At 69.0% G+C, this 14,031-nt stretch carries 15 protein-coding genes; 7 read left to right on the plus strand and 8 right to left on the minus strand.

The features are described 5' to 3' along the window. Window positions 1–231 precede the first annotated feature (231 nt). From KCH48_RS22350 to KCH48_RS22360, 3 genes are read left to right on the plus strand one after another with little or no spacing between them, the layout of a single operon-like run. A complete protein-coding gene (locus KCH48_RS22350; protein WP_210576452.1) occupies window positions 232–1,242 on the plus strand; it encodes an acyl-CoA desaturase in 1,011 nt (336 codons plus the stop codon). After that, on the plus strand, window positions 1,239–1,913 hold the full coding sequence (locus tag KCH48_RS22355) for a TetR/AcrR family transcriptional regulator (protein ID WP_210576453.1): 675 nt from the start codon (window positions 1,239–1,241) through the stop codon (window positions 1,911–1,913). Before KCH48_RS22350 ends, KCH48_RS22355 begins: the two co-directional genes overlap by 4 nt. Window positions 1,914–1,954: 41 nt before the next feature. Continuing rightward, the gene (locus tag KCH48_RS22360) at window positions 1,955–2,218 is read left to right on the plus strand and encodes a type II toxin-antitoxin system Phd/YefM family antitoxin (protein ID WP_210576454.1); all 264 of its coding nucleotides are present in this window, start codon (window positions 1,955–1,957) and stop codon (window positions 2,216–2,218) included. On the opposite strand, the gene KCH48_RS22365 is transcribed toward KCH48_RS22360, so the two are convergent. Next, window positions 2,215–2,577, minus strand: a complete 363-nt coding sequence (locus KCH48_RS22365) for a glyoxalase (RefSeq protein WP_210576455.1) — start codon at window positions 2,575–2,577, stop codon at window positions 2,215–2,217. The two genes, KCH48_RS22360 and KCH48_RS22365, sit on opposite strands and share 4 nt — an antisense overlap. Next, a complete protein-coding gene (locus tag KCH48_RS22370; RefSeq protein WP_210576456.1) occupies window positions 2,577–3,386 on the minus strand; it encodes a trans-aconitate 2-methyltransferase in 810 nt (269 codons plus the stop codon). Before KCH48_RS22370 ends, KCH48_RS22365 begins: the two co-directional genes overlap by 1 nt. A gap of 125 nt (window positions 3,387–3,511) precedes the next feature. On the opposite strand from KCH48_RS22370, the gene tamR reads away from it, so the two are divergent. Further along, a complete protein-coding gene (tamR, locus tag KCH48_RS22375) occupies window positions 3,512–4,009 on the plus strand; it encodes a MarR family transcriptional regulator TamR (RefSeq protein ID WP_059196100.1) in 498 nt (165 codons plus the stop codon). Between the two features lie 94 nt (window positions 4,010–4,103). Here the strand turns inward: tamR and KCH48_RS22380 are convergent, their stop codons facing one another. Continuing rightward, a complete protein-coding gene (locus tag KCH48_RS22380) occupies window positions 4,104–4,874 on the minus strand; it encodes a response regulator transcription factor (RefSeq protein ID WP_210576457.1) in 771 nt (256 codons plus the stop codon). Window positions 4,875–5,105: 231 nt separating this feature from the next. Here KCH48_RS22380 and KCH48_RS22385 point away from each other — a divergent pair, with 231 nt between their 5' ends. Beyond that, window positions 5,106–5,561 (plus strand): N-acetyltransferase, encoded by a 456-nt coding sequence (locus KCH48_RS22385; RefSeq protein ID WP_210576570.1) that lies wholly within the window; start codon window positions 5,106–5,108, stop codon window positions 5,559–5,561. Here the strand turns inward: KCH48_RS22385 and galK are convergent. From galK to galT, 3 genes are all read right to left on the minus strand, one after another. Next, window positions 5,554–6,717 (minus strand): galactokinase, encoded by a 1,164-nt coding sequence (gene galK / locus KCH48_RS22390; RefSeq protein ID WP_210576458.1) that lies wholly within the window; start codon window positions 6,715–6,717, stop codon window positions 5,554–5,556. The genes KCH48_RS22385 and galK overlap by 8 nt on opposite strands. Before the next feature lie 151 nt (window positions 6,718–6,868). Next, window positions 6,869–7,846: a UDP-glucose 4-epimerase GalE gene (galE, locus tag KCH48_RS22395; protein WP_210576459.1), complete on the minus strand. Its 978-nt coding sequence runs from the start codon at window positions 7,844–7,846 to the stop codon at window positions 6,869–6,871. Next, on the minus strand, window positions 7,843–8,904 hold the full coding sequence (galT, locus tag KCH48_RS22400) for a galactose-1-phosphate uridylyltransferase (protein ID WP_210576460.1): 1,062 nt from the start codon (window positions 8,902–8,904) through the stop codon (window positions 7,843–7,845). Before galT ends, galE begins: the two co-directional genes overlap by 4 nt. 177 nt (window positions 8,905–9,081) lie before the next feature. Here galT and KCH48_RS22405 point away from each other — a divergent pair, with 177 nt between their 5' ends. Then, on the plus strand, window positions 9,082–10,761 hold the full coding sequence (locus KCH48_RS22405) for a sodium:solute symporter family protein (protein ID WP_210576461.1): 1,680 nt from the start codon (window positions 9,082–9,084) through the stop codon (window positions 10,759–10,761). Between the two features lie 21 nt (window positions 10,762–10,782). Further along, window positions 10,783–11,130, plus strand: coding sequence for a hypothetical protein (locus KCH48_RS22410; RefSeq protein ID WP_210576462.1), 348 nt, complete (start codon window positions 10,783–10,785; stop codon window positions 11,128–11,130). 44 nt (window positions 11,131–11,174) lie between these two features. On the opposite strand, the gene KCH48_RS22415 is transcribed toward KCH48_RS22410, so the two are convergent. Continuing rightward, window positions 11,175–11,885 carry a response regulator transcription factor gene (locus KCH48_RS22415; protein WP_210576463.1) on the minus strand — a complete coding sequence of 237 codons (711 nt, stop codon included), beginning with the start codon at window positions 11,883–11,885 and terminating at the stop codon, window positions 11,175–11,177. A 259-nt stretch (window positions 11,886–12,144) separates the two neighbouring features. Then, the gene (locus KCH48_RS22420) at window positions 12,145–13,977 is read right to left on the minus strand and encodes a PQQ-binding-like beta-propeller repeat protein (protein ID WP_210576464.1); all 1,833 of its coding nucleotides are present in this window, start codon (window positions 13,975–13,977) and stop codon (window positions 12,145–12,147) included. Between the last annotated feature and the right edge of the window lie 54 nt (window positions 13,978–14,031).

Raw genomic sequence — 14,031 nt, forward strand, 5'->3', positions numbered from 1 at the left:
GCCGGGCATCCGGGAATTAATCAGAGCGGACCGCGCTGTCCGACCGACTCCTAAGGATAGGTGTCCGTGCGGACGCGCAGGCCCACGGGCTCTTGCCGACCGGCGACGCGCTGCCATACTTACGTCGCCGTAGGTTACGGAACCGTAGGGACTCCCGTCAGAGCCCTCGACGACCCTGGGTTCCCAGCCCGGGCACTAGCCTCAACCCACGAACCCCACAGGGGACGCCCCATGACCACGAGCTCCGATGTGATCGACGACGCCCCGAAGGCGCCCGACAACACCCCACTCCCCAAGGCCACGCTCGGCGGCGAGAAGAAGGGGCGCGTCGAGCAGCTCGCGCTCCTCCTCTTCATCGTCGTCCCCTTCCTCGCGCTCGCCGCGGCGGTGCCGCTGGCCTGGGGATGGGGAGTGAGCTGGCTCGACCTCGGTCTGCTGGTCTTCTTCTACTTCGTCGCCTGCCACGGCGTCACGATCGGCTACCACCGCTACTTCACCCACGGCTCCTTCAAGGCCAAACGTCCGCTGCGCATCGCGCTCGCCGTCGCCGGTTCGATGGCGGTGGAGGGCCCGCTGGTCCGCTGGGTCGCGGATCACCGCAAGCATCACAAGTTCTCCGACGCGGAGGGCGACCCGCACTCTCCGTGGCGTTACGGAGAGACGCTCCCGGCGCTGATCAAGGGGCTGTGGTGGGCGCACGTCGGCTGGATGTTCGACGAGGAGCGGACGCCGCAGGACAAGTACGCGCCGGATCTGATCAAGGACGACACGATCCGGACGATCTCCCGTCAGTTCCTCTACTGGACCGTGCTCTCCCTCGCCCTGCCCGCGCTGATCGGCGGGCTGGTGACGATGTCGTGGTGGGGCGCGTTCACGGGCTTCTTCTGGGGATCACTCGTTCGAGTGGCGCTGTTGCACCATGTGACCTGGTCGATCAACTCGATCTGCCACGCGGTCGGCAAGCGCCCCTTCAAGTCGCGTGACAAGTCCGGCAACGTGTGGTGGCTGGCGGTCCTGTCCTGCGGTGAGTCCTGGCACAACCTGCATCACGCCGATCCGACGTCCGCGCGGCACGGTGTGGAGCGCGGCCAGATCGACTCCTCGGCCCGGATCATCCGCTGGTGCGAGCAGTTCGGCTGGGCGTACGACGTGCGCTGGCCGTCACGCTCGCGTATCGATTCCCGCCGTAACACCGGGAACGACAGCTCTCAGCGGGGGAAGGCGCCCGCCGAGGCTGCATGATTGACGGCGTGGCGACCGATCCCAGCACCTCCAGCAATGAGAAGCCGCGGCGAGCGCGCCGAACCCGGATGACCGGAGCGGAGCGCCGCCAGCAGCTGCTGGAGATCGGTCGCACCCTCTTCGCGGAGAGGGGCTTCGAGGCCACGTCGGTGGAGGAGATCGCGGCGAAGGCCGGGGTGTCCAAGCCGGTGGTGTACGAGCACTTCGGCGGCAAGGAGGGCCTGTACGCGGTGGTGGTGGACCGCGAGATGCGGCGCCTGCTGGACATGGTGACGAGCTCCCTCACGGCGGGCCACCCCCGAGAACTCTGCGAGCAGGCAGCCTTCGCCCTGCTCGACTACATCGAGGAGTACACGGACGGCTTCCGCATCCTCGTCCGCGACTCCCCCATCCCCCAGTCCACGGGTTCCTTCGCCTCCCTCATCTCGGACATCGCCACCCAGGTGGAGGACATCCTCGGCCGCGAGTTCAAACGCCGCGGCTTCGACCCCAAGCTGGCCCCCCTCTACGCCCAGGCCCTCGTCGGCATGGTCGCCCTCACCGGCCAGTGGTGGCTCGACGTCCGCCGCCCGAAGAAGGCGGAGGTCGCGGCCCATCTGGTGAACCTGGCGTGGCACGGGCTGGACGGGCTGGAGGCGAAGCCTCGGCTGATAGGGCGCCGGAAGAGCTGAACCGACGGACCAGCAGGTGAGCCTTGTGGAACTCTGGGCGCATGACGGAGATGTCCATCAGCGAGGCCGCCCCCCAGCTCGACGACCTCGTCCGCCGCGTCGCATACCGCCGCGAGATCATCGCCCTCACCGACCATGGGCGCGTCGCCGCCCTCCTCGTATCACCGCAAGTGATCGAAGATCTCGAAGACACCCTGGCCATCGCCGACTACCAGCGACGGAAGGCTGAGGGCACGCTCGGAGAGGGCATCCCGCACGCGGAGGTCAGACGCCTGCTGGGGCTTGACCTGGACCCTACGTCCTAAGCCGACGGCTCCAGGAACTCCAGCCGGTTGCCGACGGGGTCCTCGGAGTAGAAGCGCTTGTGTCCCGGCAGGATCTCGTCCCAGACGACGCTCGCCCTGTGGGCCTCGAGCCGTGCGGCGTACGTTTCGATGCCGTTGACCCGCAGCCCTGGGTGGGCCTTCTTCGCGGGCCGGAAGTCATCCTGTATCCCCAGATGCAGCTGCACCGGTCCCGACTGGAACCAGCAGCCCCCGCGCGCGGCCAGCGCAGGCGGCTTGGGTATCTCGGTCAGGCCGAGGACATCGACGTAGTACGACCGCAGCCGCTCCTCCGAGCCTGGGGGCGCCGCGAGCTGGACATGGTCGACGGCGGTGATCATCACGCCTCCTTGACGGCGACGGCGAAGATGCGGCGGAACGGGAACGGCGTTCCATGTGGGCCGGGCGGATAGGCCTCGCGCAGGGCCGAGCGGTACTCGTCCATGAACGCGTCTCGTTCGTCGGGGTCGTCGGCGAGCGCGGTGAGGACGGGGCGTAGGCCTGTTCCCTTGACCCAGTCGAGTACCGGGTCCTCGCCGGTGAGCAGGTGGATGTACGTCGTCTCCCAGACGTCGGCCGTGCAGCCAAGCGCGGTCAGGTGTGCCAGGTAGGTCTCGGGGGCGAGGACCGCGTCGTCGTGGCGGAGGGTGGCGGCGAGGCGGTCGCGGAAGCGCGGGGAGTGGGCGAGTTCGCGCATCAGGCGGTGGCTGGGGGCGTCGAAGTTGCCGGGCACCTGGAAGGCGAAGGTGCCGCCGGGGGTGAGACCGGCGATCCACTCGGCGAAGCGGTCCGCGTGCCCGGGGACCCACTGCAGCGTGGCATTGCTGACGATCAGGTCGTACGGCCGTACGGGCTCCCACGTGCGGACGTCGGCGGGGGCGAAGTCGAGGTGGCCGCCGCCCGGGGTGGGTCCCGCGTGAGCCTCGGCCCGGGACAGCATCTCGGGCGAGTTGTCGTAGCCGGTGATGTGCGCGGTGGGCCAGCGGTCGGCGAGGAGGGTGGTGACATTGCCGGGGCCGCAGCCGAGGTCGGCGATACGGGGCGGGGTACCGGGCAGATCGGGAACGCGGGCCAGGAGGTCGGCGAAGGGGCGGGCGCGGTGGTCGGCGTGGCGCAGGTACTGGGCGGGGTCCCAGGTGGGGGCGGACATGGTGGGCCTCCGGGAGGGGAACGACCGTGGCTGACAGGTACCCAGCCTGCCCCGACCATTAGCTTGAGGTCAAGAAACTTGACGTCAAGAGACTTCACATCGACACAACCACTACACTGATCGTCATGGAGGACGAGGTCGATCGGCTGGTCGCAGCGTGGCGCCGGGAGCGCCCTGACCTCGACGTGGAACCGCTCGAGGTGCTCAGCCGGGTGAGCAGACTGGCCCGGCACCTGGACCGCGCACGTCGGCTGGCCTTCTCCGAACACAGCCTGGAGCCCTGGGAGTTCGACGTGCTGACGGCGCTGCGGCGGGCCGGGACGCCGTATCAGCTCTCGCCGGGGCAGTTGCTGACGCAGACGCTGGTCACTTCGGGGACGATGACGAACCGCATCGACCGGCTGGCCAAGAAGGGGCTGGTGGAGCGGCTGCCGGATCCTAGCGACCGGCGGGGTGTGCTGGTCCGGCTGACCGATGAGGGTCGCGATCGGGCCGATCAGGCACTTGCGGGGCTGCTTGATCAGGAGCGGGCGATTCTGGCGGAGCTGTCGCGGGCGCAGCGGGGGGAACTGGCGGGGTTGCTGCGGCAGTTGACGGCGCCGTTCGACAACATTCCCGGGTAGACATAGTTGTTCGGCTGCGGCGGCGTTGTGGCTTGTCGCGCCCACGCGGCGGAGCCGCAAATCGATACAGCCCCGCGCCCCTTCGGGGCGCCTGTCAGGCGCTGCTGCTTTCCTCCACCCCGATCCTTCCTACCGGGCCCAGGTCCGCCGGGCCCACCCCCGCCCTCCTCGCCAGTGCCACCGCGGCCAGGGTCGAGTGGACGCCCAGCTTGCCCAGGACGTTCTGCATGTGGGTTCGGACGGTGTGCGGGGAGAGGAACAGGCGCTCGGCGACTGCCTTGCGTCCCAGGCCGGCGACCATGCAGCGCAGTACCTCCCGCTCGCGCGGGGTGAGGGACTCCACCAGACGTTCGCTCTCGGTGCGGTGTTTGCGGGCGGCCGTCAGCTCGCGCAGGACGCCGGTGAGGAGGGCGGGCGGCAGATGGGTCTCGTCGCGCAGGACGCCCCGGATGACGGTGAGCAGCCGGGACAGTGAGCAGTCCTTGGCGACCCAGCCCGACGCCCCGGCCTGCAGGGCGAGCGCGGCGCGGCGTGGGTCGTCCTTCTCGGCGAGGACGACGATGCGTACGTGCGGCTGGGCGACGCGGACGCCGGCGACCAGGGAGATCCCGTCGACGAGCCCGTCCTCGTTCCCTTCCTGTACGGGTGCGGGACGCACGCCCGGCATGTTTCCGCCCAGATCGGCGTCGACGAGCAGCACGTCGAAGCGGCGCCCCTCGGCGACGGCACGCTCCAGACTGCGCATGGCGGCCGGGCCACTGCCCGCCGCGGACACGTCGACGTCCGGCTCGGCGGCCAGTGCGGCGGCGAGCGATTCGGCGAAGATGCGGTGGTCGTCGACGACTAGGACTCGGATACGAACCACTGAAAACCCCCACTGGTCCGGGAAAACGACGACCTGTGCGGGTACGACGCCCAGGAATGGTCGCAGTCGCACGGCCGCCGCCGTGCCAAGACTGCTACCCCCACTGCGGGCGTCGTACCCGACTTGTCTCGCCCCCTGATCAGCACCGGCCCCCACCGGTGCTGTTCATCAGAGTACGGGCGGGGGCCGACAGCGGAAGGTAATTTGCAGAACTGGTTGTCCAGCGCGTTTATGGTGAGCCGCATGTTTCGTATCGAGACAGAAGTCGACAAAGCGCGGCGCGACTTGCTTCGTTCCCGTCTCCGCGCCGCCAATACGGCGGCTTCACCGATCTTGCACGGGCTGCGCGGAACGCCTGGTGAACGGGAACTTCCGCTCCACGTCTGGGTGTTGGATCACCACGACCGGCTGGCGGGCGGCCTCGTCGGCCACACCTGGACCACCTGGCTGCACGTGACCTATCTATGGGTGGACGAGCGCCTTCGGGGCGCCGGGCTGGGCTCCCGGCTGTTGGCAGAAGCGGAGCATGTGGCGCGCACCGAGCGCGGCTGTCGGGGCGCGCGCCTGGAGACCTGGGACTTCCAGGCGCCGGATTTCTACCAGAAGCAGGGCTATGACGTGGTGTGCGTGATCCCCGACTATCCGCCGGGGATCACGGAGTACACGCTGACCAAGCGGCTCAGCTGAGCCGCCGCGCCCCCGCCGAAGGCACCGCCTCGAAGACGCGCGGTGCCGTGAAAGCGGCCGCCGCGAAGGCTTCCTGCACCGCCTTGGTGATGGTCTCGACGTCCGCCGTCTCGGCCAGCACGATCGCCGAGCCGCCGAAGCCGCCACCGGTCATGCGGGCGCCGATCGCCCCGGTGGCCAGGGCCGTGTCGACGACCAGGTCCAGTTCGGGGCAGGAGATACGGAAGTCGTCGCGCAGGGAGGCGTGGCCCTCCACGAGCACCGGGCCGATCGCGCGGGTCTCGCCGGCCTCCAGCAGGGCGACCGTCTGCTCCACCCGGTGGTTCTCGGTGACGATGTGGCGCACCAGCCGGCGCACCTCCTCCTCGTCGCCGAGCCGTGCGAGCGCCGCGTCCAGGCCGTCGTACGGTACGTCCCGCAGCGCTTCGACGCCCAGCAGCGCGGCGCCCTTCTCGCAGCCGGCGCGGCGCTTGCCGTACTCGCCGGTCGAGTGCTCGTGCTTGACCTGGGTGTCGACGACGAGCAGGCGCATGCCCTCGGCGGCCAGGTCGAAGGGGATCTGCTGCTGGGAGAGGTCGCGGGTGTCGAGGAACAGGGCGTGGCCCGCGGTGCAGCAGGCGGACGCGGTCTGGTCCATGATGCCGACGGGGGCGCCGACGTAGACGTTCTCGGCGCGCTGGCACAGGCGGGCCAGCTGCCAGCCCTTGAGGCCGAGTTCGTACAGGTCGTTCAGGGCCAGGGCGACCGCGACCTCCAGCGCCGCCGACGAGGACAGGCCCGCGCCGGACGGGACGGTCGAGGTCAGGTGGATGTCGGCGCCGGTGACCGGGTGGCCCGCGTCGCGCAGGGCCCAGGTGACGCCCGCCGGGTAGGCCGTCCAGTTCGTGTCCGACCCCGGGTTCAGTGCGTCGACGCGCAGTTCGACGACTGGGCCCTCGACGTCCTCCGAGTGCAGGCGCAGGACGCCGTCCTCGCGCCGGGACACCGCCACGACCGTGACGTGCGGAAGCGCGAACGGCATGACGAAGCCGTCGTTGTAGTCGGTGTGCTCGCCGATCAGGTTGACCCGGCCCGGCGCCGCCCACACTCCCTCCGGCTCGGCCCCGTACAGCTCCTTGAACCGCTCGGCGACACCACCGACGACAGGCTCGCTCATCCCCTGACCCCTGACCTTTCGAACCGACCGGTCTGTACCGGCCCTGAATTTACTTGCCGCGCATACGCGTTACTTGCCGCGCGGACGACTCACTCGCCGCGAGTACGACTCAATCGCCGCGCGTACGCCGTCACTTGCCTCGCGTACACGGTCATTTGCCGCGCGCCTGCGCGAATTCCCACGCGTCCGCGACGATCCCGGCGAGGTCCGCTCGGGACGGGTTCCAGCCGAGCCGCTCGCGGGCGGTGTCGGCGGACGCGACAAGGACCGCCGGGTCGCCGTCGCGGCGCGGGGCCGTGACCTCGGGGATCGGGTGGCCGGTGACCTGGCGGACGGTCTCGATGACCTGGCGGACGGAGAAGCCGTTGCCGTTGCCGAGGTTGCAGATCAGGTGCTCGCCGGGTCGCGCGGCCTTCACGGCCAGCAGGTGGGCCTCGGCCAGGTCGGCGACGTGGATGTAGTCGCGGACGCAGGTGCCGTCCGGCGTCGGGTAGTCGTCGCCGAAGACGGAGATCGCCTCGCGCTTGCCCTGCGCGACCTGGAGGACCAGCGGGATGAGGTGCGACTCGGGGTCGTGCCGCTCGCCGACCATGACATTTGACTGCGTGCCGTATGCGCCTGCCACGTTGAAGTAGCGCAGGGAGACCGCGGCCAGGCCGTGCGCCGCCGCCTCACCGGTGATCATGTGGTCGACGGCGAGCTTCGAGGCGCCGTACGGCGAGGTGGGCGCCGTCGGGTCGGTCTCGGTGATCGGGGTGCTGACCGGTTCGCCGTACGTGGCCGCCGTAGAGGAGAAGACGAGCTTGCGGACGCCGGCCTCGCGCATCGCGCCCAGCAGCGCCATGGTGCCGCCGACGTTGTTGTCCCAGTACTTCTCGGGCTTGGCGACCGACTCGCCGACCTGCGAGAACGCGGCGAAGTGGAGGACGGCGTCGAAGGTCGCGTCCAGCCACTTGGCGGCGTCGCGGATGTCGCCCTCGATGAAGGTGGCGCCGGTGGGCACACCCTCGCGGAAGCCGGTGGTGAGGTTGTCGAGGACGACGACCTCGTGGCCCGCTTCCAGCAGATGCTGGGCGACCACGCTGCCGACGTATCCCGCGCCACCGGTCACCAGGTACTTACCGCTCATGAACTCGCTACCTCTCGCAGTCGCTCGGCCGCGCGCTCCGGCGGCACGTCGTTGATGAACACGTTCATGCCGGACTCGGAACCCGCGAGGAACTTCAGCTTGCCGGACGTGCGGCGGATGGTGAAAAGCTCGAGGTGAAGGGCGAAATCATCCCTGCTCACACCGTCGAACTCGTCCAGCGCGCCGAACGGGGCCTGATGCCAGGCCGCGATGTACGGCGTGGGCGGTTCGCCCTCGCCGAAGATCCGGTCGAAGCGCCTCAAGAGTTCCAGATAGAGCTGGGGGAATTCTGTGCGCGCCGCCTCGTCGAGCCCGAGCAGATCGGGCACGCGGCGCTTGGGGTACAGGTGGACCTCGTACGGCCAGTGCGCGGCGTACGGCACGAAGGCGACCCAGTGTTCACCCTCCAGGACGACTCGCTCACCGGCGAGTTCACGCTCCAGGACGGCGTCGAAGAGGTTCTCACCTCCGGTCGCTTCCTTATGAGTTGCGAGAGAACGCAGCATGAGCGCGGTGCGCGGGGTGGTGAAGGGGTAGGCGTAGATCTGGCCGTGCGGGTGGCCCAGGGTCACGCCGATCTCGGCGCCGCGGTTCTCGAAGCAGAACACCTGGTCTACGGAGGGCAGATGGGACAGCTCCGAGGTCCGGTCGGTCCAGGCGTCGAGCACCAACCCAACCTGTTCCTCGGTCAGTTCGGCAAAGGACGCGTTGTGGTCGGAGGTGAAGCAGACGACCTCGCAGCGGCCGGAGTCGCCGGCGAGCGAGGGGAAGCGGTTCTCGAAGACCACGACGTCGTACGACGAGTCGGGGATCTCGCTCAGCCGCTCGCCCTCGGAGGGGCACAGGGGGCACTCGTTGGCCGGCGGGTGGTAGGTGCGGCCCTGGCGGTGCGAGGCGATCGCGACGGAGTCGCCGAGCAGGGGGTCCTGCCGGATCTCGGACGTGGTGACGGTCCGCTCCAGCGGACGGCGGTCCACGGCGTCCCGGACCGTGTCGTCGCGCAGGTCGTAGTAGACCAGCTCGCGACCGTCGGCCAGCCGGGTCGAGGTCTTCTTCACTGCGGACTCCCTATCAGGGCCACTCCATCAACCAACATAAGTAAACATATCGAAACACAAGCAACCAGGGGCGTCAACGTCACAATCCAACAAAGAGCACCATACGAAGTGTTCAATTACTGAACACGGAGGCGTAGGTTCCGCTCTGGATCAGTTCGCGCAACGAAGCGAGTGCTTATGCAAACCCCCACATACCTGGCAGCTGAGCTCCGACTCCCCACCAACTGGCTCGACTACACGATCCTCGGCATCTACTTCGTCGTCGTCCTCGGCATCGGCTTCGCCGCCCGCCGCTCGGTCAAGACGAGCCTTGACTTCTTCCTCTCGGGCCGGTCGTTGCCGGCCTGGATCACCGGTCTCGCGTTCATCTCGGCGAACCTGGCCGCCACCGAGATCCTCGGCATGGCCGCCAACAGCGCGCAGTACGGCGCGTACACCGTGCACTGGTACTGGATCGGCGCCATCCCGGCCATGGTCTTCCTCGGCCTGGTGATGATGCCGTTCTACTACGGCAGCAAAGTGCGCTCGGTTCCCGAGATGCTGTTGCTCCGCTTCGACAAGTGGGCACATCTGCTCAGTTCGGCTCTGTTCGCCTTTGCCGCCGTTCTGATCGCCGGTGTCAACCTCTACGCCCTGGCGATCGTCGTCGAGGCCCTGCTCGGCTGGCCGCAGTGGGTGGCGATCGTGGTCGCGGGCGCCTTCGTGCTGGCGTACATCACCCTCGGCGGTCTGTCGTCCGCGATCTACAACGAGGTGCTGCAGTTCTTCGTGATCCTCGCGGCCCTCATCCCGATCGTCGTGCTGGGTCTGAAGAAGGTCGGCGGCTGGGACGGTCTGACGGACTCGTTGACGAAGACGCACGGCGCCGACTTCACGACCGCGTGGGGCGGCACCGGCATCGGCAGCGACAACCCGCTGGGCGCGAACTGGCTGACGATCGTGCTCGGCCTGGGCTTCGTGCTGTCCTTCGGCTACTGGACGACGAACTTCGCGGAGGTCCAGCGAGCGCTGTCGGCCAAGAACCTGTCGGCGGCCCAGCGCACCCCCCTCATCGCCGCCTTCCCGAAGATCTTCATCGTGTTCCTGGTGATGATCCCGGGGCTGACGGTGGCGGCCCTGATCCCCGGCTTCGGCACCCCCGACTCGGGCTACCAGTACAACGACGCCATCCCGTATCTGATGGAGCAGTTGCTGCCCAACGGCGTCCTCGGCATCGCGGTGACCGGTCTGCTCGCGGCGTTCATGGCGGGCATGGCGGCCAACGTGTCGTCCTTCAACACGGTGTTCACCAACGACATCTGGGCCCGGTACGTGGTCAAGGGCCGGGAGGACGAGTACTACGTCGGGTTCGGCCGTCTGATCACGGTGATCGGTGTGTGCGCCTCGGTCGGCACGGCGTTCCTCGCGTCGTCGTTCTCGAACATCATGAGCTACCTCCAGACGCTGTTCTCCTTCTTCAACGTGCCGATGTTCGTCGTCTTCATCGTCGGCATGTTCTGGAAGCGCGCCTCCGCGGTGTCCGGCTTCTGGGGACTGCTCGCCGGCACCGTGGCCGCGATGGTGAACTACTTCTGGATCTACAAGGAGGGCATCGTCGACATCCCCTCCGACCAGGGCGCCAACTTCGTCTCCGCGATCGTCGGCTTCGTGGCCGGCGCGGTCGTCATGGTCGCCGTGTCGCTGTTCACCAAGCCGAAGCCGGCTGAGGAACTGCAGGGCCTGGTCTACGGCACCGTCTCGCCCGGTATGTCCGAGGCTCCGGCCGTCGGCGACGACGCCTGGTACCGCAGGCCGGCCCTGCTGGGCTGGGGTGCGATCGTCCTGGCCGCCGCCTGCTACATCCCGTTCTCGTTCTGATCGCGGGAGGATTGAGAAACCATGTCTGAGCACTCAGGGCCCTCCGAATACTCCAAGTACTCCGAGAAGGACGTCCTACGGGAAGTCAGCGAGTTGCAGGCCAAGTCCGCGACCGCGGCCCGCATCTTCGACCTGCGCCGCATCATCGGCGGACTGTTCGTGATCTACGGCGTGATCGTCACGATCGCGGGCATCTCCCCGTCCGACGCCGACCTGGACAAGGCCGAGGGCGTCAACATCAACCTCTGGACCGGGCTGGGGATGCTGGCGCTGGGCGTGTTCTTCCTGGTGTGGCTGAAGCTGCGGCCTGTGGCTCCGCCGCCTCCGGACATCCTGCCGGACGAGTCGGCCGAGTCGCCTCGCCCGTGAGACCGGGGCCGGAGTCCGCGACGGACTCCGGCCCCGTTTCTGATCTACTCCAGTCCGTTACCCGTCCCCGTCTCAGGGGCCGAGTGCGGTACCGGACCCGCCCGGTCCAGCAGGCCGGTCCTGGCCGCCAGGGCCGCCGCCTCCAGCCTCGACCCCACCCCCAGCTTCATCAGGACCCGCTGCACATGCGTGCGTGCGGTCGAGGGGGCGATGCCCATGCCGGCCGCGATCAGCCGGGTGTCCTCGCCGTCGGCGACCCTGACCAGAACCTCGACCTCGCGAGGCGTCAGCATCTGCAGCAGGCGCTGGCCCTCGTCGTCCGGCTGAACCGCGGGGTTGAGGAGTTCGCTGAAGGCGCCTTGCAGGAGCTGCGGCGCCACGGCCGCCTCGCCCGCCCTGGCCTTCATGATCGCCCGCTCCACACCCTCGATGCGCTCGTCATGCCGTACATAGCCCGAGGCGCCCGCGGCGAACGCGGCGGCTATGCCACGCGGTGACGGCACGGGCCCCAGGACCAGCACCGCGACCTGTGGGCGCTCCCGTTTGATCTTCATCACCGGGTCGAATATGCCCGGTTCCGCAGGCGTCGCCGTCCCCAGCAGGCACACCTCCGGCGCCCGCGCGATCACCAGCTCCGCCGCCCCCGCGGCCGGTGCCGCCGCGGCGAGCACGCGATGGCCCCGCAGTTTCAGCGCCGAGGCCAGTGCCTCGGCCAGCAGTCGGTGGTCGTCGACCACCATGAGCCGCACTCCCATCGAGCAACCCCCCAGTCCCCCCAATGGATGCCCCACTATGCATGCCCACTGGTCCGCGCGGCCAGAAGCCCCCACCCGGCTCCCCCGCTCTTCATGCCCCCGGAAGCTACACGCTTGTTCGACGTTGCGCTCCCCCTACCGATGAGAAGTGCCCCGGATCGACGGAATTTCTCGCTTTCCGCTCATTCGAGGGTGATGGGCGGTACGCGCACGGCCCCGTCTCTGAGCAGGGACGGGGCCGTCAACGCGAGTGAGTGGTTCAGCCGTTGGTGCCGAACGCGATCACCAGGTACCTCTTGTCGTCCGGATTGCCGAGTTCACTCGCGTACACAGAAGACATGTACAGATGCCCCTGCGCGTAGAGGATCTCGGCGTACTGCGGAGACATACGGGTCTCCACATCCCGCACCGTCTTCACGGACGGGTTCTCCAGCAGCTTCGTCTCCTTGAAGGTGCCACCGTCGATGCTGACGATCTGCCCGCCCTTGTCGTACGGCGGACGCTTGTACGCGATGATGTTGCCGCCGTCCATGCGCAGCGGCGTGATCGTGTACCGGTCGCCCGCGTCCGCACGCTGTCCGGTCTGCTTGCCGGTGGCCAGGTCGAAGGCGACGATCTCGTTGGTACGACCGTACTCGCCGCCGCCGGCGTGCTCCTTGGTCTCCACGTAGAGCCGGTCGTTGCCCACCACGACGCCCGTGCAGGACTCGATCCTGGTGACGCCGGAGCAGCGGGCCTCGAACTGGTCGCCCGGCACGGAGATGCGGATGCGCAGCTTGCCGGTGGCGTTGTCGATCGAGAAGACGTCCGTGATGCCGACGGCGTCCTTGGACTCGCCGACCTCGGCGGCCACGACGAGCGGCTGGGTGGACACGACGCTGGCGTAGTCGACGCCCTCGGCCAGCTTGTACTCGGAGTTCACCTTCCCGGACTGCGGGTCGATGGTCTGGATGTGCAGCTGGGGACTGTCGTACGAGCCGCACCTGCGGACCGCGACCAGCTTCTCGCCGCCGGCGTACCCGGAGTCGCGGCAGTCCTCGTTGGCCTTGGGGAGCCACAGCGGCTTGCCGGTCTCGAGGTCGAACGCGGCGCCGCCGCTGCTGCCGCCGGCGGCGACCGTGCCGCCGCTGACGGTGATGTTGTCGAACCGGATCGGCTGGCCGTCGACCTCGGCGGTCTTCGTCCACAGCTTTTTACCGGCGTCGAGGTCGAGCGCCGCGATCTGGGTGCAGCCGTTCGAGGGCTTCGCCTTCGTCGGCATCGCGGGCTCGAAGGCGACGGCCGTCAGATTGTCGGTGACGTGCTTGCTGGCCTGGCAGACGGGGCCCGGCAGCGGGATCGTCCACAGCTCGGTGCCCTTGTCGGGGTCGTAGCCGACGATCTCGGCGACGCCGCTCTTGACGTACGCCTTGTCGGTCACCCACGAGCCGGACACGACGACGGTGGTGTCGTCCTCGACCTTGGGTGACGGGACCTGGAAGAGGACCTTGGAGGAGGCGTCGGCGGGCACCTTCTCCGTGCCGGCGGGGACGCTGCCGCCGCCTCCCGTGCCGTCGTCGTCCCCGCCGCCGGTGCCGCCGCTGGAGGTTGCCGTGTCCTCCTTGCCGCCCGTGTCACCGGACTGCGAGTACCACACGCCGCCGACGACGAGCGCGATCACCACGACGGCCGCGACGATCACGGCCAGCGTGGTGTTGGACTTCCGCCCGCCACCGTTCGGCACGGTGGGGTGGGGGTGCGGATGCATGCCCGGCTGCGGATAGCCGTAGCCGGGGGGCTGGCCGTACGGGTTCTGCGGCTGGTTCTGGGGCTGGTTCGGGGGCTGTGCGTACGGGTTGGGCTGCTGGCCCGGGTAGCCGTAGCCGGGCGGGGGCGACTGGGGGTGGCCGAAGCCGGGCTGCGGCGGTGGGGCGGCGGGCGGCATGCCCTGGGGGGCCTGCGGCGGGTGCGCGGGCGGCTGCGCGGGGGTCTGCGGTGCGCCGAAACCGCCGGGGCCCGGCTGCTGCGGCTGGGGCGGCTGGTCCTGGGGCGGGCCGAACCCTCCCCCTTGCGGGGGCTGGTGGGGCGGCGGTGGGGGCGGCGGCTGGGTCATGGCGTGGCTACCTCAGGGGACGGGGACGGCGGGTGCGGCGGGTACTTCGGGGAC

Source organism: Streptomyces sp. GESEQ-4 (assembly GCF_017948455.1).
Taxonomy (GTDB): domain Bacteria; phylum Actinomycetota; class Actinomycetes; order Streptomycetales; family Streptomycetaceae; genus Streptomyces.

Excerpts from the sequence above, each read along its gene's own strand:
- KCH48_RS22350 (WP_210576452.1), top strand. The coding sequence starts at position 232 with ATGACCACGAGCTCCGATGTGATCGACGACGCCCCGAAGGCGCCCGAC.
- KCH48_RS22355 (WP_210576453.1), top strand. The coding sequence starts at position 1,239 with ATGATTGACGGCGTGGCGACCGATCCCAGCACCTCCAGCAATGAGAAG.
- KCH48_RS22360 (WP_210576454.1), top strand. The coding sequence starts at position 1,955 with ATGACGGAGATGTCCATCAGCGAGGCCGCCCCCCAGCTCGACGACCTC.
- KCH48_RS22365 (WP_210576455.1), bottom strand. The coding sequence starts at position 2,577 with ATGATCACCGCCGTCGACCATGTCCAGCTCGCGGCGCCCCCAGGCTCG.
- KCH48_RS22370 (WP_210576456.1), bottom strand. The coding sequence starts at position 3,386 with ATGTCCGCCCCCACCTGGGACCCCGCCCAGTACCTGCGCCACGCCGAC.
- tamR (WP_059196100.1), top strand. The coding sequence starts at position 3,512 with ATGGAGGACGAGGTCGATCGGCTGGTCGCAGCGTGGCGCCGGGAGCGC.
- KCH48_RS22385 (WP_210576570.1), top strand. The coding sequence starts at position 5,106 with ATGGTGAGCCGCATGTTTCGTATCGAGACAGAAGTCGACAAAGCGCGG.
- galK (WP_210576458.1), bottom strand. The coding sequence starts at position 6,717 with ATGAGCGAGCCTGTCGTCGGTGGTGTCGCCGAGCGGTTCAAGGAGCTG.
- galE (WP_210576459.1), bottom strand. The coding sequence starts at position 7,846 with ATGAGCGGTAAGTACCTGGTGACCGGTGGCGCGGGATACGTCGGCAGC.
- KCH48_RS22405 (WP_210576461.1), top strand. The coding sequence starts at position 9,082 with ATGCAAACCCCCACATACCTGGCAGCTGAGCTCCGACTCCCCACCAAC.
- KCH48_RS22410 (WP_210576462.1), top strand. The coding sequence starts at position 10,783 with ATGTCTGAGCACTCAGGGCCCTCCGAATACTCCAAGTACTCCGAGAAG.
- KCH48_RS22415 (WP_210576463.1), bottom strand. The coding sequence starts at position 11,885 with ATGGGAGTGCGGCTCATGGTGGTCGACGACCACCGACTGCTGGCCGAG.
- KCH48_RS22420 (WP_210576464.1), bottom strand. The coding sequence starts at position 13,977 with ATGACCCAGCCGCCGCCCCCACCGCCGCCCCACCAGCCCCCGCAAGGG.